Here is a 23,569-nt window from a genome sequence, read left to right on the forward strand (position 1 = left end):
GCCATACAAATGCCTATATAGTGAGGAGTTCATTTAAGTGAAGTTGGAATGAAGCAAATAAGAATGCCAACTCGCCATACAAACACCCGTATAGTGAAAGATTCATTTTAAAGTTGTCTAGCGTCTTTTTTTCAGCTTACAGACGTTAAAGACTAAGCTGGTAAAGCTTAAAGGGGGACTAAAAATGAAAAAGAAAAAATAGCTATTGCAGCAACAATCCTAAAAGCTTTGATGAAAAGTGCCAGAGCAATATATTGCATCGGTTAGCTAAAGGAGGGGTTTGGTGGACATTAGTCAAATTATAGAAGCGATTTCTCACAGGCTTCAAGAAAGGTTTGGAGATGATTACAAGCGATATATTAATGAATTGCCACAGACGGTGGAAACGCCAGCTTTTTTTATCCAATTTTTGAAGTTAGAGCATACGCCTCAAATTAGCGGACGAGCTAGAATCACACTATTCTTTAATGTGAAATATTTCCCTTTGAATGGACAACTTGAGGCAGCAGATCGTGCATTGCAAATCCAACGCACATTAAAGGAAATTACATTACAAGACGAAACGGTGCTGTTAGCTAAAGGGTCATACAGTGAATTGGTGGATGGCATTGCACATAACTTTATGTACTTTGATTTTCTTTTACAGGACGAAGAGAAAAGTGCATTGATGGAGTCGCTGTATATAAAGGAAAGGAATGATAGTCATTGACAAATGCTAAAACAGTACCTGAGAAAAAGGCTGTAGCGAAGAAAGCAGGTACAAAGGCTACACACAAATTTACAAAAAAACAATTGGTTAGTAGCCAAAAATATCAACATCGACAGGATGCTCTTCATGCATTATTAGATGCGAATACAATGTATTCATATGAGCAAGTAGAAACTATTTTAAAGCAATTTGATAAAGGAGGAAAATAGAATGGCATTAGGTGGAGGAACATTTTTAACACAAAATAAAGTATTACCAGGTACGTATCATAATTTTATGAGCGCAGCACGTGCCTTTGTTAATTTATCTGAACGAGGCTATGTAGGTTTGCCGATTGCGCTTGATTGGGGTGTAGATGGCGAAGTATTTACTGTAACACAGGCAGATTTACAAAAGGATAGCCGTAAAATTTTCGGCTATGACTATACAGACCCAAAATTAAAAGGGATTCGTGATGTCTTCAAAAATGCAATCACAGTATTTTTCTACAAGCTATCTGTAGATGCTGTAGCGGCAGCGAATGATTTTGCTAAAGCGAAGCATAAAGGGGCACGTGGGAATGATATTACAATTGTTATTCAAGCAAATGTAGACGAGCCGACGAAATTTGATGTACAAACATTATTGGATGGTGTAGTTGTGGATGAGCAACTAGCTATAGCGACTCCAGCTGATTTAGTAGCAAATGATTTTGTGACATTTAAAGCAGATATCACACTAGAGGCTACAGTGGGCACACCTTTAACTGGTGGTTCGAATGGTTCGGCGATTACAGGGGGGGCACATCAAGAGGCATTAGATGCTTTAGAAGCATATGGCTTTAATACACTTGGTTGCTTATCATCTGATAGCACGATTAAATCCTTGTATGTGGAATATACAAAGCGCTTACGTGATCAAGTAGGGGCAAAATTCCAATTGGTAGGGCACAAGCTTGGTGCTACAGACCATGAAGGTATTATTGATGTTCAAAACGACTCAATCGGTGATGAAGTATTTGGTGCTGTTTATTGGGCAGCAGGTGCACAAGCAGGTGTTGCAGTAAATCGTTCAAATACAAATAAGCGCTATGATGGTGAATTTACACTGGACACGGCTGAAACAAAAACACAAGCACAGCTCACGGCATTACTAAAAGCAGGAAAATATGTATTCCATCGTGTAGGTGAAGAAGTACGTGTGCTAGAAGATGTCAACACGTTTACGTCTTTTACAGCAGATAAAAATGAAGATTTCAGCATGAACCAAGTGATTCGTGTACTTGACCAAATTGCTATCGATACTGCACAGCTATTCAACGAGCGTTATCTTGGCAAAGTACCGAATGATTCAGATGGGCGTATTTCACTTTGGAATGATATCGGGGCACATCGCCTAGAGTTACAGCGTATTCGTGCAATTGAAAGCTACAATAAAGACGAGCTTACTGTAGAGCAAGGCGATTCGAAAAAGGCCGTTGTTGTTAATGAGGTTGTGACGCCTACCGTAGCGATGTCACAGCTGTATATTACAACAACAGTAGCATAAGGAGGAACAATAGATGATGAAAACTGAATTATTAATGGAGTTAGATCTACAATATTTTGCAGAACCAACAATGCATGCGCGTAATGCAATTCACGGTGCACAAGGACGAGCATTCGTCACAATTGAGGGGAACCGCTATTTATTTGCACAGTTGATTAATTTAGAGGCCAACATGGAAAAAACAAAAACACAGGTGCCGATTATGGGGCGCACAGGGAAGGGGAACAAGGCGACAGGCTGGGAAGGAACAGGCTCAGCTACCTTCCATTTCAATACATCGATTTTCCGTCAGCTGTTAAAGCGTTACAAAGACACAGGTGAAGATATTTACTTTGATATTCAAGTAACGAATGAAGATAAAACTTCTACTGTAGGTAGCCAAACAACAATTTTAATTGACTGTAATTTAGATGGCGGACTTGTTGCCTCACTGGATGCAGATGCAGAGTATCTAGAGGATTCAATTGAATTTACGTTTGAGGATTGGGATATGCCAGTCCAATTCGCGACATTACCTGAAATGCTATAAAAATTTATTTTAAATAAAAGGAATGGTGAAAATAGATGAGTAACTTACAAGCGTTTTTTGCACACAATAAAAAGAAGCAGGACAATATTAAACAGCCGATTTCCAAAAACTTCATGGATGAAGCAGGACAAGTAATTGAATGGGAGTTTGCGCCGATTTCGCCAGAGCGTGATACGGAATTAAAAGCGCAATGCACTAAGCGTACTTTGATTACACAAGGCAAGCGCAAAGGGCAATATAACACAGATTTTGACCACTTTACTTATCAACGTTTATTGACAGTTGAATCGATTGTATTCCCAAATTTACATGATCGTGATCTGCAAGACTCCTATGGCGTGTATGGCGCTGATGAATTGTTGAGCAAAATGCTAACAATTGGAGAAATGGCAGACGCGGCAGCAGCAGCACAGGCAGCAAATGGCTATGAAGTGAATGTTGAAGACCTTGTAGAAGAAGTAAAAAACTAATCGAGGATGGCGATGGCGATGCCAATCTGATGTACTGGTGGGTACACAAGTTTCGCCGCCTGCCATCCGAATATTTTGCGCTATCTTTAGCAGATAAAGCATGTATTATTGCCGCAATCCAAGTAAAAATCGAAGCGGATAAAAAAGCCGAACGCGAATCAAGGCGGGGAGGCAAAGGGAAGGGCAGAAGACGTTAGAGCTAGCGTTTTTAAATTTACTAGTTCAAAAGTAACGATTCGCTCGTCAGATAGGTGAATTCGCTCGCGAGATGTCCATTTTCGCTCATTAAACAGTGAAAATCGCTCACAAGACAAGTAAATTCACCCGATTAAACTAAAAACAAAGGCTTAATTGAAAAGGGTATACTCTTTTCAATTACGCCCTTTTAAAATGTAGAGAAAGGAGGAGCAAAGAATGGCTACACTCCAAAATGCTATACAAATAAGTAATTTAACAGTGCAAATGACACAAATCAATATGATATTTAATCAAATAAATAATCAAGCTCAAGACAGTGTTACTTTAATAGATACTATAGCAGGCAAAATAACTGGTCTGGCTGGGAAATTATTGAGCCTTGAAAATGCTAAAATAGTCATCGGTTTGTCTGATGATATGGCGAGCACACAAGGGCGCTTAGAGCTAATGAATAGTGAGTATCAAAAGCAGGCACAGGCAGCTGGTACTATCAATACAGCACTTACTTCAACCTCTGCATTACAAGATATGATATTTGATTCAGCACAGCGTACGTTTAGTTCATATCAAACAACTGCTGATATGGTTACACGACTTGGTACAGAGGCTGCCAATGCTTTTAGCAGCCCAACCGAAATTGTCGCTTTTACAGAGCAAATGAATAAAGCGTTTGCAATTGCAGGTACTCCACCTGAAGCAATGTCTAAGATAACACAAGCGATGGCTACTGGAGGCTTGAATGGAGTAGGATTCGATAATTTATTAAAGGATGCACCAGTCGCTGTTGGAAATATTCAAAAGTATCTCGAAGAAGTTATGAATATAGATGCCTCTAATATCAAACAATTAGCAACAGAAGGTGTTATTACAGCAGATGTTATTAAAAATGCGATGTTCTATGCCGCTGAAGATACAAATGCTGCCTTTGCTAGTATGCCTACTACATGGAGAAATATATGGCAAAATATTCAAACAAAAGCATTGCAAGCTTTCTCACCAATACTTCTAAAGATTAATGAAATTGCTAATAGTGAGAAGATACAACAAATGATTTTCGGAATTGGTATGGCAATAGAGCTCGTCGCTGGCTGGGTAATGATGTTAATGGATTTATTAATAGCTGTTGGTAGCTTTATCTACGATAATTGGTCACTCATTGCGCCTATTATTGGAACGATTACAGCTGCAATCGTAGCTTATACAATCGCATTAGGTGTATTAAAAGTTGCTGAAATGATTTCAGCTTTCTGGAAAGTAATCAATACAACAGCGACATTGATTTATGCTGCCGCAATGGGAGCAGGCACAGGGGCAACATGGTCTATGATAGCGGCAACATGGGGATTAAATAGTGCCTTAGCGGCGAATCCGATATTTATTATTATTATGCTTGTTATTATATTGATTGGTTTTATCTATGCGGCAGTTGCAGCATTTAATCATTTTGCAGGAACATCTGTCAGTGCAACAGGGATAATCGTAGGAGCATTTGCTGTGGCAGGAGCGTTTATAATGAATGTGCTATTTGGTATTGCAGAAATTGCATTTGGAGTTATCGAAGGTCTTTATAATCATTGGATGGCCTTCGCAAACTTTTTCGCCAATGTATTTAATGACCCAGTAGGTGCAATTATTCACTTATTTGGCGACTTTGGAGACAATATACTAGGTGTAATTGAAAAAATTGCTGCTGCCTTAGACTTCGTTTTTGGTACGAATTTTGCTTCGACTGTAGCTGGATGGAGAAATGGTTTGGCTAACTTAACAAATTGGGCAGCAGAGGAATATGGAAATGGCAATTATGAAAAATTGTATGATGAGTTAGACATTAATAAAACACTCGAAGAATTGGGCTTAAAAGTAGAACGTTTTAATTATGGCGATACATGGGATTCTTCCTATAACTGGGGAGCAAATTTGTTTAAGTCGAAGGATAAGGAAAAGGATAATTCGGTCGAAGAAGCTATCAACAATGCCCTAGCTTTCGGTGAAAACAATGCTCTAGCCCTCGATGATACAATGAACAAAGGTAATGAGCATAGTAAGCAAATCGCAGACAATACAGGCTCAATGGCGAATGGTGTAACGCTGATGAACGATGAGCTGAAATATATGCGAGACTTAGCGGAGCGTGAGGCGATTAATCGTTATACAACGGCGGAAGTAATTGTTGATGCGCGAAGTGAAAACCATATTAATAGCGAGCTAGACATTGATGGGGTTATTGATCGCTTCGGTGAAAAGGTAGAGGAAGTCGCTGTTGGGTTAGCAGAAGGAGGAGGTGTCAGCTTTGTATAATTTCTTTATTGATAATGTACAGCTCCCTGTTGCACCAGCATCGATGTCTATGAAAATTAATAATAAAAACCAAACGATTATGTTAATGAATGAAGGGGAGGTCAATATCCTCAAAAAACCTGGTTTAACAGATATTGATTTTGAGATATTGCTGCCGAACGTTCCATATCCATTTGCGGTTTATCCGAACGGTTTTGAGCCTGCTGCCTTTTATCTTGATAAATTAAAAAAATTAAAAATATCGCAAGAGGCATTTCCATTCATCGTTAATCGCATGAGACCAGATGGCTCTTTACTATTTGATACGAACAATGACATGCTGTTTTCACTAGAAGAGTATGAAATCGAAGAGGATGCTGAAAATGGCTTTGATTTGAACGTCAAAATAAGCTTAAAGCAATGGCGACCATACGGTACAAATAAAATTCAAATTAACAATAACGCCTCTAAGAAAAAGGCAATCGCAACTGTTGAAAAACAGCGTCCAACAATAAGTAAGCAAACACCTAAGACATACACTGTTAAGCAGGGAGATACGTTATGGGCTATCGCGAAAAAACATTTAGGGGATGGCTCAAAATATACACAGCTTGCTAAAATCAACAATATTAGCAATCCAAACATCATCAAGGTGGGGCAGGTGATAAAGCTTGGCTAAAAGTCAATTATTTATTATATCACAAGGTCGAAAGTTCGAATGTGCTGTATTGGAGCCAGTTATTTGGGAAACACAGCGTCAAGGCTCACCTGGTAAGCTAGAGTTTAACGTAATAAAGGATAAGGTACTAGGTTTCCATGAAGGGGATGAAGTACGCTTTGATTATGATGGCAAGCCCATATTTAGAGGTTTTGTCTTCACAAAGAAGCGCTCAAACAATCGTATTATATCGGTTACAGCCTTTGATCAACTGTGGTATCTAAAAAACAAAGATATCGTCACATACAAAGGAAAAACAGCAGCTCAAGTGTTACAAATGCTAGCAAAAGATTTTAGATTGCAAACAGGTATCGTTGCAGATACAAAGCATGTCATTGCCACACGCGTTGAGGATGATGCAGAACTATTTACCATCATTAATGATGCATTAAGCATTACTACAAAAAATACAGGCGCTTTATATGTGTTGTATGACGATTATGGCAAGCTCAATTTACGCGATGTGAAAACGCTCAAATTGGATATTTTGATTGATGAGGAAAGCGGCGAAACATTTGAGTACACATCTTCTATTGCGGAAAATACTTACAATAAAATAAGAGTATATCGCGAGGATAAAGAGACAGGGAAACGTGAAAATTACTTTGCACAACACGGAGAAAATATGAACCGATGGGGCATTATACAGCTTACAGAAAGCCTTGAAGAAGGCGAAAATGGCAAAGTGAAAGCCGACGCTTTACTTGCACTTTATAACCGTAAATCACGTCAGCTTCATATTAATAAGGTGTTTGGTGATACAAGAGTGCGCGGAGGCTCATTGGTAGGCGTGCAAATGTATTTAGGTGACTTGACTGTATCCAATTATATGATGGTAGAAACTGTGAAGCATACATTTTCTGAGGGCGATTATCGCATGGATTTAAAGCTGATTGGAGGTGAGTTTGTTGCGTAATATGACAGATATTATACAAACGATTCGCACGATAGTATTAGATGCAGTGAATGCGCAAAAGCTCACAACAATTGTTTATGGAACTGTTATAAGCATCTCACCATTAAAAATACAGGTGGATCAGAAACTTGTGCTAGAGCAAGAGCATTTAAAATTAACACGTGCCGTAAGGGATTATGAGGTGGAAATGACTGTTGACCATGTAACAGAAAGTCGTGCAGGGGGGAGTGGAGATGCAGCTTATGCATCACACGACCATGAATATAAAGGACGTAAAAAATTTCTAGTTCATAACGGCTTAGTCGTTGGGGACAGAGTAACCATGCTTCGTGCACAGGGTGGTCAACAATACTTAATCTTAGACAAAGAGGTGGTTTAATGTTACCAACTGCATTTGTAGAAAATGATGGCTTAGAAATTGTCTTTGAACAAGAAGTACAAACCTCTAGAACATATAAAATCGATTTTGACAAAAAGCGCATCGTTGGCTATGTGGACGGGCGTGAAGCTGTGAAGCAATTCATTATGAAAGTGCTGGATACAGAGCGCTATGAATATTTAATTTATAGTTGGGATTACGGTGCTGAAATGGCTCGTTTATTTGGTCAGCCAATTCCCTATATTTATTCCGAGCTAAAAAGGCTAATTACAGAAGCATTAACGCAAGATAATCGTATCGAAAGCGTTGATGCTTTTTCGTTTAGTCATTATAAAAACAAAGTGCACGTACAAATGACAGTGCATACGGTGTTCGGCCCAATTGAAGTAGAAAGAGAGGTGACGGTAGCCTAATGTTTGAACGTGAAACTTTTGAAGTTATTATAGCGCGCATGCTAGAGCGTGTTAGTCATGATGTAGATAAACGGGAAGGGGCGATTATTTACGATGCAGGAGCCATGACAGCTAAAGAGTTGCAAGAAATGTATATTGCACTTGATGGTGTTATTTTAGAAACATTCCCCGAAACAGCATCGCGCCCTAATTTAATTCGACGGGCTGCTGAATACGGTGTCTATCCATACCCTGCAACACATGCTATTTTGAAGGGTGAATTTAATCAAGATATACCAATTGGCTCTCGCTTTTCACTTGGTGAGTTAAATTATATTGCCATTCAACGAATCGGTGTCGGTATTTATGAGATGCGCTGTGAAGAAATCGGGAGTGCAGGAAATACACAATTCGGACAGCTTATACCGATTGAATATATTAATGGATTACAGCGTGCTGAGCTAACAGAGCTACTCATACCAGGTGAAGAAGAGGAGCCAACAGAGGATTTTCGTGTACGCTTTTTCCTAACGCGTAATCAAATACCATATGGTGGTAATCGTGACGATTACAAACAAAAAATTATGGAGATACAAGGTGTTGGGGGCGTCAAACCCCATCGCACGCCAGCTGGTGGAGGTACGGTTGGTATTACAATTATTGATTCAAATTATCAACCACCTTCTCAAGCTGTAATCGATGAAGTACAAACAATCGTAGATCCAATACCTAATAATGGAGAAGGATTGGGAGTAGCTCCATATGGGCATCGAGTAACAATTAAGGCTGTAGAGACGTTAACGGTTGATATTGCAATGAAACTTGTACTAAATGGTGCCACTCTTGGGCAGGTACAAGCTGAAATTGAGGATATCGCCGAAGCCTATTTACTAGAGCAACGTAAGGCATGGGATAAGGAAGGTTCCTTAATTGTGCGTCAATTACAAATAGAGGCGAGAATACTTGAAGTTGCAGGTGTCAATGATGTACTGGAATCGACAATCAATAATGTCAACAGCAATCTACTATTAACAGCGGATCAAATTCCAGTACTAGGGACGGTGACATTGTATGAGTAATCGTATCATGCAGAACCTGCCACCAATTTATGATGGTATTAAAGAGATGGAAGAGCTCTCTCGCACCGTTGCAACTGAATTTGAAACTTTAGAAGCGGCAAAAAAAAGGGTAGAAGATGAACAATTTATTATGACGGCAAGTGAAAGAACAATTCGTACAAGAGAGCGTGCTTATAATATTAGAGCTGATGCCACAACAGAATCTTTAGATTTTCGTCGCCGACGCTTAATTGTTCGACAATCTACTCGCTTGCCAATGACACAGCGTAAAGTGCATGAGATTATCAATGAGTTAATAGGGGAAGGAAATTGGGAGGAGCGATTAAGCGTAGAGGCATGTGAAGCATTATTTGTCTTTGATGCTTCAAATAACTCGGTGGATAAGGAAATCGACTATACACTTGATCGCATCATACCGCTTAATATTGCGCTAAAAATCGCAAGGCGACTAACAACCAAATTATATGTACCAAGCTTTATGCTAAGCGGTTCAGAAATTACCTTACACCCAATGAATATTGATGATATTAAACAGCAAACAGCGAGCAACAACCTGACAGCGCTGAAAACCGCTACCAAAATAACATTAACACCTATGTAACGGAAGGAGTGATACTGTGACACAATATGGCACAATTATAACAAATATCGGCTTAGCCCAAATCGCCAACGCCCAAGTGACACAGCAAAAGGTCGGCTTACAATATATTGCACTTGGAGATGGCAATGGGGGACATTACGTTCCAACAGCCAATCAAAGCGCCTTAGTCAACGAAGTATGGCGCGGACCCGTGTCGAATGTAACCATCGACCCAGCAAACGACAAGCGAATCATCATCGAGGGCATCATCCCACCGACAGCAGGCGGCTTCACAATCCGCGAAATCGCTGTATTTGACGACCAAAATCAACTAATTGCAGTAGGACAATATCCTGAGAAGTATAAACCACAGCTAAGTGAGGGTGTCTCGGAAGAAACCCTTATTCATTTTGTGATTGAAACGAATAATGTGGACGCTGTGGAGCTAGCGATTGACCCTACAATTATTATTGCTAGTCGTGAGTATGTGGATGAGCGGGTTGGGGAGGTCAGTACAGATTTAGAGAATGTGCAACAGCAAGTTACTGAGCATTTGGACAAAGTGGAAAGCAAGCTAACAGACGTCATCACACATAGCCATTATTATGTTGATGTAGTGAACGGATCTGATGATAATGATGGAAAGACCAAAGCCACTGCTTGGAAAACTTTATATTACGCAGGAACTCAATTATCGTATAAGCGAATAGTTTCACATACACATGCCATTACATTGAATGTTGAACCAGGCACTTATAGTAATGATACTCTATTCTTAGCAATGATAGAAAGAATTCTTGTGGTTTTCAATAATGTGAAGATGACAACGCCTAGAGCTCCATCGGAAGTTAGTTATAATTCCAACGTCTACATCAATGGAATAGGTCGCCTTACTTTAATAGGTGACTTAGAAATTTTAGCAAATTCATCAAACTTAGATAACAGCAAAGCATATTATCCTTTCTATCTTGAAGACGTTAGAGGAGGATATATGGCAAATACCATCGTTCTTGATGGAAATAATATTAATGTTGCGAACACGCTACACTCAGAATCATATGGGGTAGTTGCAATGAATTCCATGTTAGATTTAAGAATAAATATCAAAAACATGGCACATGGAGTAGTTTCAGGACAAAGTTCAGTTGTATTTCCTAATGGGGCCACTTTTAATAATGTTACTCGTGTAACGGCACACACTGGAGGAATTATATCTAATCATGCTAGTGCTACAATGCCTTCAGTTCGAATTAATAATGATTCGGGTTTATATATAAACGCTGTCAATAACGGTATTGTTGTTGAAAGCGGAAATAACGCAAATGGAAGCTATATTAAATATGCCAATGGTACATTAATGTGCTATCATACACTGTTCTTAGGTGAACAAACAGCTAATACTTTATATGCTACTCAATGGCTGTTACCTGCTACCTTTGTAATTCAACCTATGGCTTTTGCTAATGTTCGCTATGGTAGTAGTAATGGGTCTTTTGAAGGGGTATGTCGAGTAATGCAAAATTCAACTGCCAGTGTATTAGTACAACATCGGCCGAATATGACACAAAGTTATTATGCTTCTTGTTTTGCTATTGGACGTTGGAAGTAAAAGGAGGTACAAAAATGCGCAGAAAATATTCACCTGTACGAAGTGATAATAAAATTCAATATGAATTTAGTGGGGAACTTGTAAAAGTAACTTATACTGCTTTGACAATAGAGGAAAATAAGGGTTTTCCTGTAACAATAATAGAAACTGAAACTACAGATATATTTGATTTTAGTAAATTTCCTAATGGCGAAGCGGTTATTTCGGAAATTGAAACTACCTTGTCTATTAATCCATTTATATCGATTAAACGAATAAATGACGTTTTAGAGCTGGAAGTAATTAATTATATTGAAGCTAATGCGACCGAAGAAGAAAAATATCCTAAGTGGGAGGAGATTTAATTGGGGAAAATTAAATGGAAAACTCAAGCTGAAATTGATACAGAAAAAAACATCCCTAAACCTGCTACTCAAGAGGAACGGATACAAGAATTAGAGCAAGAAAATAAATTATTAAAAGCGCAAAATTCAGCTTTAGTAAAACAAACGGAATTCCATGAAGAAGTACTGGAAGAAATTATTCTGACGATTAACGCATGATATTTCGTTTTTTATTACAAAAAATATTAATAAAACTAATAGGAGAAGATTTTATGATGGCATTATTATTAGCACAGAGAGTGATTTTGATGAAATTAGAGTTTGAGGCAGTGCCAGTGAACTTAAAGCGGCAAGTGTATGAGCATCTAGAGAACAGCGGCGTTGAGTTTTTAGCTAATGACTATCAACAATCTACAAAGTAAATTAAACAATTGAACCAACATATTTTTTTGAATATAATATTTAAAACTGAAAGAATTGGATGATAGTATAGTGAGCGAAATAGATAAACGAAATAGATTAAGTGAAGAACCGTTTGATTATCAAATAACGAAAAAAGGAACAATTTTAATTTATTATAATGGGGAACAAATTAAAATTGTAAAGGATAAAGAAGCTGAGCGTCTGATAGCAAGGATTAAAGAGGATGAAGATAATGTATCTGCAATACAGTTATTATTAGCTAAAATTACTGGTAATTTTAAACGTGGTAACGAGAAAATTGGGAAAAATAAAAGAAAGTAAAACAAAGATTTTAATCTCTAAATTTGCGAGGGAGAGCAAATGAATATTTATCCCAAAATGTGTAGTGAATTCAACAGAGTAATAAGTGGATTGAGTATAACGTAAGGTAATCGATTTAAATGATTGCCTTTCGTTTTTTTTATTTTAAGCAGGGGCTGTCCAGAAAGTCGAAAATACCTCTGAACAGCGTAAAATCTAGTTTTACTTATTCATTTTAAAAGTGAATATAAAGACGTTGAATGCAATGTTTTTAACATTTCTAAAAACACAACTATTTTTCTAAATGGTGAATATTTCAACAAAAAGCACATTGTTGTCTGAAATGTGATGCGTTAGGCTACTTTTCAGGCAATCTCTATTTAGAAATATTATATAAATGAAAGGAATGATATTGTGACACAATACGGCACAATTATAACGGAAGTTGGTTTAGCCAAAATTGCCAATGCTCAAGTGACACAGCAAAAGATTGGGCTAGAATATATCGCTCTTGGAGATGGAAATGGCGCTCATTATGTCCCGAAACAAAATCAAAGTACACTAATCAATGAAGTATGGCGTGGACCAGTCGCAAGTGTAACAATTGATTCAGCGAATGACAATCGAATTATTATTGATGGTGTTATCCCAGCTGAAGCAGGCGGCTTTACAATTCGAGAAGTCGGTATTTTTGATGACCAAAATCAGTTAATCGCAGTAGGGCAATATCCTGAAAAATACAAACCACAGCTTAGTGAGGGCGTATCTGAGGAAACAGTTATTCATTTTGTAATTGAGACTAATAACGCTGATGTGGTTAAATTAGCAATTGATCCAACAATTATTATTGCGTCACGCTCGTATGTTGATGGCAAGATAGCCGCACATACGAATCCTGCTAAAACAGATGCCCACCAGATTGGGAATATTGAGGGCTTGGCAGAGGCATTGAGTGGTATTGGTGATGCACAGCAGGGGATTGAGTCACACATCTCTGACACCAGCAAGCACTTGCAGGTGGGGGAGCGAGATAAGATAAATAATGCACAACTCTACAAATTAACTAGGGATAACGGACATGTAAAAAGGTTAGCAGATTTAGATATTACACCAAAAAGATATGCTGAACTTCCTCCAGGTTATTATTATTTAACTACTGCTGAAAATAATGCAATGGAAGATGCTTCAAAGTGGAGCGCTGGAAAGTTCGTTAATGTATTTCAAGCAGATTCCTCAGGGTTAAATGGAACTAAAATAATTGAAACAACTACAAACTCAACTGCGCATACTCGTAAAGAACACAAATCAGTAAATGGTAATAACGAATCGCAATGGTTTTCCGCAGAAAATTACGCATACGGATGGGGAATATTAATAAATGATGCAATAAATATGAACGATATGTTAACAGAGGGACTATATTATACAGATGCATGGGCTAAAACTCAATTGATTATGAATAGACCTACTCCACCGTCTTTAACAACAGGTTGTCAAATTCGAGTGTACAAAACTCATACACATGGAATTGTGCAAGAATTTACCTTTACCAGTGGAGGGACTTCGATAAATAGGAATTTGTCGAGGTGGGTACGATCATTTAATGCTACCTGGTCACCGTGGACAGTCATTCCAATGCTAGAGCCGTCTACTTTATTAACAACAGAAAAGAATGATTTAGGTAAGATCATCAACGAGCTTTTTCAATCTGTAAGTAATGGTAAATCCTTAGTTGCAAACGCCATTACCCAAAAAGGTGTGCCTACAGCCGCCAATGCAGAGTTTGCGACGATGGCGAATAATATTGGTCAGATACAGACATTTAGGAGAGCGGAGAATCTATTCGCCCAACCCGTATCACAGGGACCTAGACATGAGATTGAGTTGCTGTTCAATGCCGGTTTCCCTATAAAAGATGCTGTAATAACATTATCAAGGATAGCATTTGGAGGGACGCATTTTATAGGTAAGATGATTCGTGTTAGAGCTGGACTAGCCGAGTTCTGGGCAACGCAGGGATATTCACATTCTGGCATTGTAAGGTGTGACGTATCCAACTATATACATTCCACAGGGGCGCAGACAGTTATCGACGGGCAATATGTCCGAATACGATTAACAGTATATTCGGATACCTTTATTGATACACAAACTTTACCAATTAACGTAGTCGCATGGGGGTAAGAGAATGGAAGAAATAGCATGGTATCGAAGTGGCAGACGTTTATATTTTTTAAAATCAAATGGAAAAGTCATCTATGATGTTGGAGATAGTGAAGGTACTGTTGAAGTAGAAAAGTCTTTTGCGTTTGATTATGAAAATATTCCAATGTTAAATGAACATGAAAGAAGTGATATTGATTTTATCGACTTAGAATACGGTCAATATCGTGAAGAATTTGCTAGTTGTGTTTACTATCAAATAACTCCAATTAGCAAAGATGTACAATTTGCCTTTGGGGACACAGGCACTCCAACCTTAAAATTACCGTTAGAAAAACGCGTTGAAGATTTAGAAAATGCTTTATTACTTCAAGCAGAAAATGAAATCGGAGGGATTTTATAATGATCAACCAAGTAGTAGTAAGAATCGCAGCAGAACGAATTTTGTCTGGTGGTTTAAACCCAAAAACGGGCAAAGTGTATGTTCTTGACGACATTACAAATGAAGATTATCGTACAGCGGTTGAGAATTATATTTTAACAGCAACTGAGAGCATTTAAACGCAGTCAAACGACTAGCGTTATTTTTATTGCTTAAATTATTAAAAAATCGATTGATATGGGAATTTTCATAAAAGAACAATTTGAGATTCTTTTTCAATAGAGTTTTATATTGTGAAGTAAGCGCTGCTTTTATGAGTAGCGCTTTTTTATTTGTGAATATTCCTAAATATTTCGGAATTAGCCTTTCGCACCATAGTAGCGGAAGGCTTTTATAATTTTAAAAATTGGGAGCGTGAAGCTTTATGGGAGGAATCAATTTGCAGTATTTAGATGTAGCCCATCTTTACTTATTTGGAGGGGTAAAATTCATTGATTTATTACTTATTTTAATGGCTTTGGATATTGTCACAGGACTATTCAAGGCATGGAAGAACGGCAACTTGTGGAGCCGTAAGAGCTTGTTTGGATATGCGCGCAAATTATTAATTTTAGTGGTCATTATTACAGCGAATATTATTGATCAAGTGTTATCGCTAGGTGGGACACTCACATTTGCGACAGTTCTTTTTTATATTGCGAATGAGGCTTTAAGCATCACTGAAAATATGGCGCAGCTCGGTGTACTAGTTCCACAAAATTTAGCAGAAAAATTGAAAGTCATTGAATCAACCAAGCATGACAAAGAAAATCTAACAAACGAACTCCTAAATGAATTAACGGGGAATGGTGTTGATAAAAAGTTGGAAGGAGGTGATACCAAGTGAGTGTAACTACAACATGCCGTGACCTTACTGAGCTATTACCTGTAGCGCAGACAGCTTGTAGACTATTATTCCAAGAATGCTATAAAGCTGGTATCCACAATATTTTTATCACCGAAACATATCGCTCTCAAGAACGCCAAAATTACCTTTATGCACAGGGGCGTACAAGACCTGGTGCAATTGTGACATGGACATTGAACAGCAATCATAAATCACGTTTAGCGTGGGATATTGCTGTTGCACCACCTCAATCGTTATATGATATCACAACATTAAATCGTGTAGGGGCAATTGCTCGCAAGTTGGGCATTACGTGGGGCGGTGATTGGGCAGGAAATATTGATCGTCCTCATTTTGAGGTAAAAGCAAATTGGCAAATGTCGGCAGGTTCCAAGTTAGAAGGTACTGTAATTGTGCCATCGAACAGCAAGATGCAAGTACAACTAATCGTAAAAGATAAGGAGGAAATTAAAGTGACACAAACATGGAATCCAGCAAGCCCTGCCATGCAAACAGCAGCAGAGGCTTTTTTAGCACGAGCTGTAAAGGATGGTATTATCCAAGCATCGCATTTAACAGACTTACAAAATAAACAAATGACAACGGATAGATTGTTAGGTTTACATGTAGCGATTGACCAGCGACGTAGTACAAAGTAAAATATAAGTGCAGAGAAAAACATCTCAAATAGAGATACCTGAAAGCCTATGTACACACCTCGTACATAGGCTTTTTTCTATTTAAGTCACTTGTGAATACATAAATTACCTGTCATTAAACAAGAATGTTTGTTCTGTAATGAATGAGAACGTCGTATGAAAGTCATAGGGTATCTATTTTTTGATGCGTTAACATAAGGTATGGTAATTAAAATGTTTAATGGTAAGATAAGGTTTACTTACTATTTATAGAAATGTTAGTATATTAAATTCCTAGGAAAATTATGTTTGTTATAACAAATAATATTTAAAGATTATTCAAGGAATTCAATAATAATGAAAAAATTAAAATTAATTGCAATGTCTACAGTGTTATCAATATCAAGTCTTAGTTTATTTCCAATAGAGAAGGCAGATGCATCAGTTCTAAATGAACCAGTTTTAGAGGCATCTATTTTAGGTGAATCCAATTTAGATGGATTATTCACAAATTATTCAATTGCGGGTTCAGGATGGCAAACTAAAAGTGGAATTACTGCAAAGATTTCTACGAATAAAAATAATTATAAACTCGGTGAAGATATTCTTGTCAATGCAGAAAAAACGGCTGCAGGTGGTAAAATATATTATGAAGTAGTATTACTTTCATTGGACATAAGTAAAGGAATGTGGTTCCAAAGAGATCGTTATGGTTTTGCTTCTACAACAGGGAAAATACCTCAAATTAAATTTAGAGCTATTTATGGAGTTGGACCATACAGAGTAATGTTGAAAGCATTTTCAGATCCAGAATATGATAAATGGCTTGGAGATTGGGAAACAAGTATCAGTGTTAATTAGTAATTAAATTAGCAAAACCTAGGGACTTAATTTTGAGCCTAGGTTTTTTATTTACATGAAATTACCGCTTTTAAATTAGAATGTTTGTGCTTACAATTCAAATGAACGAATGTTCTTAGGAGAGTGACGTAAGGTGCGAAATCAACTTATATCACTCGGAGTTTCATACAGTAGGCAAGCAATGACAAAAGGGTTTTATAGATCCAAAACTTTAAAAGAGCCAACGTGTGAGACTATGGATATGTACAACACTTGCGTTGAGTTACTTGATGAGCATTTTGCAGGGGAGCCAGCCCGACAACTTGCTGTGAGGATTTCAAATTTAGAAACAAAACAGGGGATATAACTCGATTTATTTGACGAGCGAAAAGCGCAAAGGCAGGTTCTTGCGCATACAATAGATGAAATACGAGAGCGCTTTGGTCCATCATCAATATTACGCGTTGTATCGTATACTAAGAGTGGTACAGCTATCGAGCGTAATAATAAAGTGGGTGGGCATTTGGCGTAATTAAAAAAACAGGCAATTAATAATAATTGTCTGTTTTTCTTCTATTATATACACTCGCCAGTGATTTTTGATTATAAAGTGTCCCCCACCTTGATATCACTGATTTTTTCAGCATCCCCCAGCAAAAAAACTTGAATTACTTTGCTTTTTTCAAAAGTGAATTTTATATTCCCCAGCAAGTCCCCCATATTATTGATTAATTATGAGAGAGTTTGAGTAATTAAAATAATAAAAAAACCGCCTAACACTTGATGTACAAGTATCGGCGGTTTGAGTTTGAGTATGTTTGAAACTCGAAAATATTAACGAGAGAAGAACTCGTACCCTTTGTAAAACCCTTATATATCAACGATTGAAGCCGTTTTTATTGTGGGTTAGCCCCACTTTTAGCCCCAATCGTTTCTAAACTACGACTAAATACGGAAACAGATTCCGCTTCTAATTCTTTTAAAACATGCCCGTACATATCCATAATCATAGCTGGTGTATTCCCCAGTCGTTCAGCAATTACTTTCAAATTCATGCCCTGATTCAACAAAATAGCTATCCACTATTAGGGATTCCATATATTATGATTGAATGGATGCCCAGGTTTAAGCCTCACTATATGCGGTGGGAGAAATTTGAGAAGAAGAGGGCAGAACTAAAACGGTTGATTTATAGATATGTGGATTTATGGATGGCAAGTATTCGCTATTAAATAAAAGTGAGGTGTATAGCTATGAACCTAGCAGCAATTAGCGATAATTTCGCAGAACGAATAACAGCCATGACAGAGGGAACGAAATACGATAAGAGTAGCCAAGCATTTGATTGTGTGCCAGAGGTAGAAGAGCGCGTAAGGGAAGTTGTTTATTTACTGTGGAAGGATGCCACTTCACAAGAGTTAGCTGACTATTTAGAACGAACAGCCGCGCAATACTTTCAAGAGCTATATGAATTCTCCTACGGGGTTACGTCATGTTGGCTAGCGAAAGGAACGGAGCGTCTAGCGTGGCCGAGAAAGAGAATCGCAGCCGGCAAATTGAACGCCTTAGAACGGGCTACAAGCGATTTAATTCGATTCTGGAACAATTTTCCTTCACAAGACAATGAAGTGCTACAGGTGTTCTATATGAAGCGGCAGAAGGTAGATTATGAGCAGTTGCGCGGTGTTATCGAAAAGCACCTTACAATGATAGAAGCGGTTTATGAAGCTGGCACAGTAGCAGCCGAAGAACGCACGAAAGCAATTAGTGCCAAAATAGAAGGACCAGCACCGAAAAGGAAGTATTGAGGTGGATAAAAATAAAAACGGAACAAACAAAAAGAGGTGACTGTCATTCAAGCAGTTGTGCAAGAAATGTCGAAATACTTGGTGAAAGATTCTGACTATCTGATGAATAATCAAGAAGTTTTCGAGGTATTTTATAAGGCTTTGAAAGGTAAACGATTAATTGTGTTTTTTGGGCTATTTAAAGACGCTATGACCAAATTTAAAAATGGTGAGTTAGATGGCTACAAAGAAAAAGATGTGATGAAATACGTCTATGCCATCATGTATAATTGGGGTGGTAAGAAGTATAGCGAATTAGAAAAACGGTATTTGACCGATGATGAACTGGAAGAAATCAATGGGAAACTGATTGATGAAAAGGACGTGGATTAAATGGGTTTGATAATGCCTGACGAGTTGAAAAAGATGATCCCGGTTTTAGAAGAAAATATTTCGTTGGCCAAATCTGTTTTAGAAAAAGATCCAAATAATAAAGAATTACAGTCATTGTTAAAATCACAAAAAGAGATGTTGAAAGAATACAAAGAGCGCATAGGTGTAGAAGAGTAGAGCCCTTCAACAAACGGGCCATTTTGTGGTAGATTGATATATTGAAAAGTGCTTTAGGGAGGATGATACAATTGAAAATTAGGCTATCGGAGTATGATGAAAATTGGTGTAGAATGTTTGAAGATGAGGCTCAGTTTTTGAGTGGGGTTTTCGGGAATGAAATAATAAAGTTTGAACATTTTGGTAGCACCTCTATCTTAGGCATGAATGCAAAGCCTGTTATTGACATGATGTGTCTCGTCAAAGATATCGGTAAAATCGATAAATTCAATGACCAAATGAGCTTACTTGGATACGACGTTGCTGGGGAATGGGGCATACAAGATCGATGATTATTTCGAAAAGGAGGGGAGAACAGAACCCACCACATCCATGTTTACCAGTATGATAATCCTCAAATCGAACGGCATTTAGTTTTTCGAGATTACTTAAGAACCCATCCCGATGAGGTTGAACGATACAAGCGTTTAAAAGAAGAACTGGCTCAAAAATATGATGATACGGCTTATTACAGCAAAGCAAAAAAACCTTTCGTGAGCGAAATGGAACAACGGGCATTGGAGTGGTTTGAACAACAGGGAAGGTAGCAACTTTCAACAATAGGGCGAGATTGTTGAAGATCAGAAATATTTTAGAGGTGGCAAATTTGCTACCTCTTTTTATTTTCTTCGGCCAAAAGTGAAACTTGTTGCAGAAGAAAATACGTGGCAATTGTCAACGGTAAATGTCTGACTGAAGCGACAGCGAAAGGAATTTAAGGAGTTGACAATTTCGCTATACCCGACTTTAAATTATAGATCAAGGAGTGATGGAGCATGTATAAGAAGTACGATCCAGCAGAAGAAATGCACAAGCACAAACTTTATATAAAAGCCTATATCCGTTCATTAAAGGCGTGTCCGTCAGAGGAAGAGGCTGACCAATCGAAGTATATACCGAAGATTATATTTTATGGTGTGAAGGCTATTGGTACGTATCCCAAGCTAAAGAATTATGAAGAAGCAGTCACATACTTTGAATTTATATCAGGCTTAAAGTGCATTATGAGCTTGCTGACGCTACAGAACATCAACAGAGCATCGAATTTTATGTTCTGTTGATGTAGCTTAATTCATATATTGAGCGTTATTTTTCTTCAATTTTTACATAAAGGAATGTAGGTTTTTCATCGGCTACACTTTCTGCTTCTTTAATTCAAAATCACTACTTTTCTAGAAAACAAATAAATAGCCTGTGAATACTCCCATATTTTGCCTATTAATCACAAATACTTCTCTCGTACCTTGATGATAATAAATATTATAACGAGATATCGAACCCGCACCTGGGACACCTTTTAATGCCTCTCTTTTAAAAGCATGGGCATCCTCATACTTATTAGCCTTTAAAAATCGTCCCATTTGATATGTATTCATTGTTTGTATTGAGCCATTACCAATATCTATACGTTTTAATCTAACATCACGAGAATAAGTTGTTACTTCAAGTAAAGGTACTAATTCAGCATCAGAAAAATCTATCAATTCTAATTTTTCCTCAGACGGATAATCCAAAAGCTTCTCTTGACTCTCCATTTCTGCAGAAGCTACAGCAGAATAAGAAAAAATAGCAAGTAAAACAACTAAAAAAGAAAAAACATTTTTATACATATTACAATTACCTCCCTTTTTATATTATAATATACTTAGAAATGAAATATTTCAATTTATTTTTACAAAGGAGAAAATAAATGGAAAAATATTATTCGAGCATTACTCTACGCATTTCTGGTGAAAGCTTTCCAATAGATTCTTTTTCAGAAAAATTAGCCGTAAAATCAGCGAAAACTTATAAAAAAGGAGAGCCATGGTTAAGAGGAACAATATCAGATATACATCCATTCACAGCTTGGGAGTTCAATATACATTCAAATAAAAGTGAAATTAAATACACTCACGAACAAATAGAATATCTATTCCAAAAAGTAAACCCACATTTAAACACAATTATTTCTTATCAACAGAAATATAATCTCAACTGCGAAACTTTCATTGGCGTACAATATGATAAATATCAGACAGCTGGTATTCATTTCGAAGTTAAACATATACAATTTTTCCAAAAAATAAAATCTTCTATTGATGTAGACATATACAACGTGAATATTGAAGAATAAAAAAGGCTGGGGAAACCCGCCTCCTATCATACATCGAATTCTGCAAGTTTCAACCTTTGTAATATACCCCTGTAATTAAAAGGTTAATGTAGATAATGTGTAAATTTATTCGTAAGCGTCAAATAGCGCCTACCTGTTTTCTAGGGGGCGCTATTGTTAGAGTATCTATGTGGTTATTTTAGGTACGTGGCAGTTGGTTGGGATTTTATCTGACCAAGGCATGAACGCATATAACGTTGCGTCATCCGTTATATTGATTAACGGTAGTTGCTCCAAGACATGGGATAAATATCGAAGTGGATTGAGCTGATTTTCTTTCGCTGTTTCCACAATTCTATAGATGATCAATTTTTTCCATATTATATACATTCGACATTAAAATATATTGCCCTTCTAAGAAATGATAAATTCATACACAAAAACACTTTTAACTACAAGAATACAAATTGATGGGGTTTATCTAGTTGAATCATGCATGCAATAGGCAGATCTATGAAGTTAAAGTTAAAATGGAATGAATATTTCCATATTGTAAAATAGATAGTAGGCTCCAATGTACATAGTCGAGGTGCTTTTATTATGATGCCAAAATAAAAAAGATTGAAGCAATTAGCTCCAATCTAAACTCACCCATTCCTACACACGCCCACCAATTTATATTAGCCCCAATCTAGCCCCACTTAGCCCCAAATTAAAGTTATTCCATGCAGTAATTTGCATTGTTCAAAAAACAAAAAACCCCTAGAAAACCTTGATATAAAAGGCTTTCTAGGGGTTTTGAAACTACTCTTTGCAGAGCAATTTGATTAACGAGAGTAGAACTCTACGATTAATTGTTCGTTGATGTCACCTGATAATTCAGAGCGCTCTGGGAAGCGTACGAATGTACCTACTTTGCTATCTGCATCAAATGAAAGGTATTCTGGTACGAAGTTGTTTACTTCGATTGCTTCATTTACAGCAGATAAGTTTTGTGAACGTTCACGTAAAGAGATTGCTTGACCTGGTTTTACGCTGTATGATGGAATATCAACGCGTTTGCCATCAACTAAAACGTGACCGTGGTTTACTAATTGGCGAGCAGCACGACGAGTGCGAGCTAAACCTAAACGGTAAACTAAGTTGTCAAGGCGAGTTTCAAGAAGGATCATGAAGTTTTCACCTTGTAAACCTTGTAATTTACTAGCTTTGTTGTAAAGGTTTTTGAATTGACGTTCAGTCATACCGTACATATGACGTAATTTTTGTTTTTCTTGTAATTGTAAACCATACTCAGATAACTTTTTGCGTTGGTTTGGACCGTGCTGACCTGGTGCGTATGGGCGTTTTTCGATTTCTTTACCTGTGCCGCTTAGAGAAATACCAAGACGACGAGAAATTTTCCAAGATGGACCTGTATAACGAGACATAATTGTGTCTCCTCCTTTAAATTTGGTTTTTTTTGTTGTAAAACAAAAACCAGTTGCCTCCGAACTTATTTTGCATTTTATTATTTTGTATCTTCGCCCTTGCAGCCTGAGGGTTACGCAATACACCGTTCACAATCAAGTGTGAAGGAATAAAATACAGAAAAAAGCTACACAACTGCTGCATTTATTTTACACTTTGACTATTCTAACTCGTTTGGTTCTAGTAGTCAAGAAAAATAATTGTCATGATAAAGGTTGATGAAGCATAAAATCATATGGGTAGTCTATAACCTGTCTCTTATACACATCT

Annotated in this window: 34 protein-coding genes and 1 pseudogene; 31 read left to right on the forward strand and 4 right to left on the reverse strand. The window is 37.4% G+C overall.

All coding sequences use genetic code 11. The features are described 5' to 3' along the window. Positions 1–283: 283 nt before the first annotated feature. From C9J34_RS16135 to C9J34_RS22420, 25 genes are all read left to right on the forward strand, one after another. Positions 284–709, forward strand: coding sequence for a phage tail terminator family protein (locus C9J34_RS16135; protein ID WP_107841210.1), 426 nt, complete (start codon positions 284–286; stop codon positions 707–709). Next, positions 706–918 carry a hypothetical protein gene (locus C9J34_RS16140; protein ID WP_107841211.1) on the forward strand — a complete coding sequence of 71 codons (213 nt, stop codon included), beginning with the start codon at positions 706–708 and terminating at the stop codon, positions 916–918. Before C9J34_RS16135 ends, C9J34_RS16140 begins: the two co-directional genes overlap by 4 nt. A 1-nt stretch (position 919) precedes the next feature. Continuing rightward, positions 920–2,236: a phage tail sheath subtilisin-like domain-containing protein gene (locus C9J34_RS16145; protein ID WP_107841212.1), complete on the forward strand. Its 1,317-nt coding sequence runs from the start codon at positions 920–922 to the stop codon at positions 2,234–2,236. A gap of 13 nt (positions 2,237–2,249) precedes the next feature. Next, positions 2,250–2,765: a phage tail tube protein gene (locus C9J34_RS16150; RefSeq protein ID WP_202973689.1), complete on the forward strand. Its 516-nt coding sequence runs from the start codon at positions 2,250–2,252 to the stop codon at positions 2,763–2,765. A 35-nt stretch (positions 2,766–2,800) separates the two neighbouring features. After that, positions 2,801–3,235 (forward strand): phage tail assembly chaperone, encoded by a 435-nt coding sequence (locus C9J34_RS16155; protein ID WP_107841213.1) that lies wholly within the window; start codon positions 2,801–2,803, stop codon positions 3,233–3,235. A gap of 29 nt (positions 3,236–3,264) precedes the next feature. Continuing rightward, positions 3,265–3,432 carry a hypothetical protein gene (locus C9J34_RS22040; RefSeq protein WP_193769041.1) on the forward strand — a complete coding sequence of 56 codons (168 nt, stop codon included), beginning with the start codon at positions 3,265–3,267 and terminating at the stop codon, positions 3,430–3,432. Between the two features lie 217 nt (positions 3,433–3,649). Next, positions 3,650–5,731 carry a tape measure protein gene (locus C9J34_RS16160; RefSeq protein WP_107841214.1) on the forward strand — a complete coding sequence of 694 codons (2,082 nt, stop codon included), beginning with the start codon at positions 3,650–3,652 and terminating at the stop codon, positions 5,729–5,731. Further along, the gene (locus tag C9J34_RS16165; protein ID WP_238600682.1) at positions 5,715–6,389 is read left to right on the forward strand and encodes a LysM peptidoglycan-binding domain-containing protein; all 675 of its coding nucleotides are present in this window, start codon (positions 5,715–5,717) and stop codon (positions 6,387–6,389) included. The genes C9J34_RS16160 and C9J34_RS16165 overlap by 17 nt, the downstream gene beginning before the upstream one ends. Then, the gene (locus C9J34_RS16170; protein ID WP_238600683.1) at positions 6,382–7,344 is read left to right on the forward strand and encodes an XkdQ/YqbQ family protein; all 963 of its coding nucleotides are present in this window, start codon (positions 6,382–6,384) and stop codon (positions 7,342–7,344) included. The genes C9J34_RS16165 and C9J34_RS16170 overlap by 8 nt, the downstream gene beginning before the upstream one ends. Position 7,345: 1 nt before the next feature. Next, a complete protein-coding gene (locus tag C9J34_RS16175) occupies positions 7,346–7,723 on the forward strand; it encodes a DUF2577 domain-containing protein (protein ID WP_107841235.1) in 378 nt (125 codons plus the stop codon). Further along, positions 7,723–8,136 (forward strand): DUF2634 domain-containing protein, encoded by a 414-nt coding sequence (locus C9J34_RS16180; RefSeq protein ID WP_107841215.1) that lies wholly within the window; start codon positions 7,723–7,725, stop codon positions 8,134–8,136. The genes C9J34_RS16175 and C9J34_RS16180 overlap by 1 nt, the downstream gene beginning before the upstream one ends. Further along, complete coding sequence (locus tag C9J34_RS16185) at positions 8,136–9,194, forward strand: baseplate J/gp47 family protein (RefSeq protein ID WP_107841216.1); 1,059 nt, start codon at positions 8,136–8,138, stop codon at positions 9,192–9,194. The genes C9J34_RS16180 and C9J34_RS16185 overlap by 1 nt, the downstream gene beginning before the upstream one ends. After that, entirely contained in the window at positions 9,187–9,795 is a 609-nt protein-coding gene (locus C9J34_RS16190) for a putative phage tail protein (protein WP_107841217.1), read from the forward strand. The genes C9J34_RS16185 and C9J34_RS16190 overlap by 8 nt, the downstream gene beginning before the upstream one ends. A gap of 16 nt (positions 9,796–9,811) precedes the next feature. Then, the gene (locus C9J34_RS16195; protein ID WP_107841218.1) at positions 9,812–11,383 is read left to right on the forward strand and encodes a phage tail protein; all 1,572 of its coding nucleotides are present in this window, start codon (positions 9,812–9,814) and stop codon (positions 11,381–11,383) included. Positions 11,384–11,397: 14 nt separating this feature from the next. Beyond that, the gene (locus tag C9J34_RS16200) at positions 11,398–11,727 is read left to right on the forward strand and encodes a hypothetical protein (RefSeq protein ID WP_107841219.1); all 330 of its coding nucleotides are present in this window, start codon (positions 11,398–11,400) and stop codon (positions 11,725–11,727) included. Then, entirely contained in the window at positions 11,728–11,925 is a 198-nt protein-coding gene (locus C9J34_RS16205) for a hypothetical protein (RefSeq protein ID WP_107841220.1), read from the forward strand. It begins immediately after the preceding gene. Between the two features lie 53 nt (positions 11,926–11,978). After that, positions 11,979–12,128, forward strand: a complete 150-nt coding sequence (locus C9J34_RS22045) for a hypothetical protein (RefSeq protein ID WP_193769042.1) — start codon at positions 11,979–11,981, stop codon at positions 12,126–12,128. Positions 12,129–12,198: 70 nt separating this feature from the next. Continuing rightward, complete coding sequence (locus C9J34_RS16210) at positions 12,199–12,450, forward strand: hypothetical protein (RefSeq protein ID WP_107841221.1); 252 nt, start codon at positions 12,199–12,201, stop codon at positions 12,448–12,450. Positions 12,451–12,843: 393 nt separating this feature from the next. Continuing rightward, the gene (locus tag C9J34_RS16215) at positions 12,844–14,613 is read left to right on the forward strand and encodes a phage tail-collar fiber domain-containing protein (protein WP_107841222.1); all 1,770 of its coding nucleotides are present in this window, start codon (positions 12,844–12,846) and stop codon (positions 14,611–14,613) included. A gap of 4 nt (positions 14,614–14,617) precedes the next feature. Next, positions 14,618–14,995 carry a hypothetical protein gene (locus tag C9J34_RS16220; RefSeq protein ID WP_107841223.1) on the forward strand — a complete coding sequence of 126 codons (378 nt, stop codon included), beginning with the start codon at positions 14,618–14,620 and terminating at the stop codon, positions 14,993–14,995. Further along, complete coding sequence (locus tag C9J34_RS22050; protein ID WP_193769043.1) at positions 14,995–15,153, forward strand: hypothetical protein; 159 nt, start codon at positions 14,995–14,997, stop codon at positions 15,151–15,153. Before C9J34_RS16220 ends, C9J34_RS22050 begins: the two co-directional genes overlap by 1 nt. 245 nt (positions 15,154–15,398) lie before the next feature. Then, positions 15,399–15,860 carry a phage holin family protein gene (locus C9J34_RS16225; RefSeq protein WP_107841224.1) on the forward strand — a complete coding sequence of 154 codons (462 nt, stop codon included), beginning with the start codon at positions 15,399–15,401 and terminating at the stop codon, positions 15,858–15,860. After that, positions 15,857–16,519, forward strand: a complete 663-nt coding sequence (locus C9J34_RS16230; RefSeq protein WP_107841225.1) for a M15 family metallopeptidase — start codon at positions 15,857–15,859, stop codon at positions 16,517–16,519. The genes C9J34_RS16225 and C9J34_RS16230 overlap by 4 nt, the downstream gene beginning before the upstream one ends. A gap of 336 nt (positions 16,520–16,855) precedes the next feature. Further along, entirely contained in the window at positions 16,856–17,359 is a 504-nt protein-coding gene (locus C9J34_RS16235) for a hypothetical protein (protein WP_107841226.1), read from the forward strand. Between the two features lie 133 nt (positions 17,360–17,492). After that, a complete protein-coding gene (locus C9J34_RS22420) occupies positions 17,493–17,705 on the forward strand; it encodes a DinB/UmuC family translesion DNA polymerase (protein ID WP_274523370.1) in 213 nt (70 codons plus the stop codon). A gap of 529 nt (positions 17,706–18,234) precedes the next feature. On the opposite strand, the gene C9J34_RS16245 is transcribed toward C9J34_RS22420, so the two are convergent. Beyond that, positions 18,235–18,393, reverse strand: coding sequence for a hypothetical protein (locus C9J34_RS16245; protein WP_476638801.1), 159 nt, complete (start codon positions 18,391–18,393; stop codon positions 18,235–18,237). Between the two features lie 198 nt (positions 18,394–18,591). Between C9J34_RS16245 and C9J34_RS16250 the strand changes: the two genes are divergently transcribed. From C9J34_RS16250 to C9J34_RS16265, 5 genes and pseudogenes are all read left to right on the forward strand, one after another. After that, positions 18,592–19,146: a hypothetical protein gene (locus C9J34_RS16250; protein WP_107841227.1), complete on the forward strand. Its 555-nt coding sequence runs from the start codon at positions 18,592–18,594 to the stop codon at positions 19,144–19,146. A gap of 36 nt (positions 19,147–19,182) precedes the next feature. Next, complete coding sequence (locus tag C9J34_RS16255) at positions 19,183–19,518, forward strand: protein rep (protein ID WP_107841228.1); 336 nt, start codon at positions 19,183–19,185, stop codon at positions 19,516–19,518. Next, complete coding sequence (locus tag C9J34_RS22055; RefSeq protein WP_193769044.1) at positions 19,519–19,695, forward strand: hypothetical protein; 177 nt, start codon at positions 19,519–19,521, stop codon at positions 19,693–19,695. Positions 19,696–19,766: 71 nt separating this feature from the next. After that, a pseudogene (locus C9J34_RS16260) lies at positions 19,767–20,282 on the forward strand (GrpB family protein). Positions 20,283–20,510: 228 nt separating this feature from the next. Then, positions 20,511–20,795, forward strand: coding sequence for a hypothetical protein (locus tag C9J34_RS16265; protein WP_107841229.1), 285 nt, complete (start codon positions 20,511–20,513; stop codon positions 20,793–20,795). A gap of 111 nt (positions 20,796–20,906) precedes the next feature. Here C9J34_RS16265 and C9J34_RS16270 read toward each other — a convergent pair whose 3' ends face one another. Beyond that, entirely contained in the window at positions 20,907–21,344 is a 438-nt protein-coding gene (locus C9J34_RS16270; protein ID WP_107841230.1) for a hypothetical protein, read from the reverse strand. Between the two features lie 80 nt (positions 21,345–21,424). On the opposite strand from C9J34_RS16270, the gene C9J34_RS16275 reads away from it, so the two are divergent. Further along, positions 21,425–21,850 (forward strand): DUF4279 domain-containing protein, encoded by a 426-nt coding sequence (locus C9J34_RS16275; RefSeq protein ID WP_107841231.1) that lies wholly within the window; start codon positions 21,425–21,427, stop codon positions 21,848–21,850. A gap of 165 nt (positions 21,851–22,015) precedes the next feature. Here C9J34_RS16275 and C9J34_RS16280 read toward each other — a convergent pair whose 3' ends face one another. After that, positions 22,016–22,219, reverse strand: a complete 204-nt coding sequence (locus tag C9J34_RS16280; RefSeq protein WP_107841232.1) for a transposase domain-containing protein — start codon at positions 22,217–22,219, stop codon at positions 22,016–22,018. A 437-nt stretch (positions 22,220–22,656) separates the two neighbouring features. Next, positions 22,657–23,259 carry a 30S ribosomal protein S4 gene (gene rpsD, locus C9J34_RS16285; RefSeq protein ID WP_107841233.1) on the reverse strand — a complete coding sequence of 201 codons (603 nt, stop codon included), beginning with the start codon at positions 23,257–23,259 and terminating at the stop codon, positions 22,657–22,659. Positions 23,260–23,569 lie beyond the last annotated feature (310 nt).

The sequence above is a fragment of the Metasolibacillus meyeri genome (assembly GCF_003049505.1).
GTDB lineage: Bacteria > Bacillota > Bacilli > Bacillales_A > Planococcaceae > Metasolibacillus > Metasolibacillus meyeri.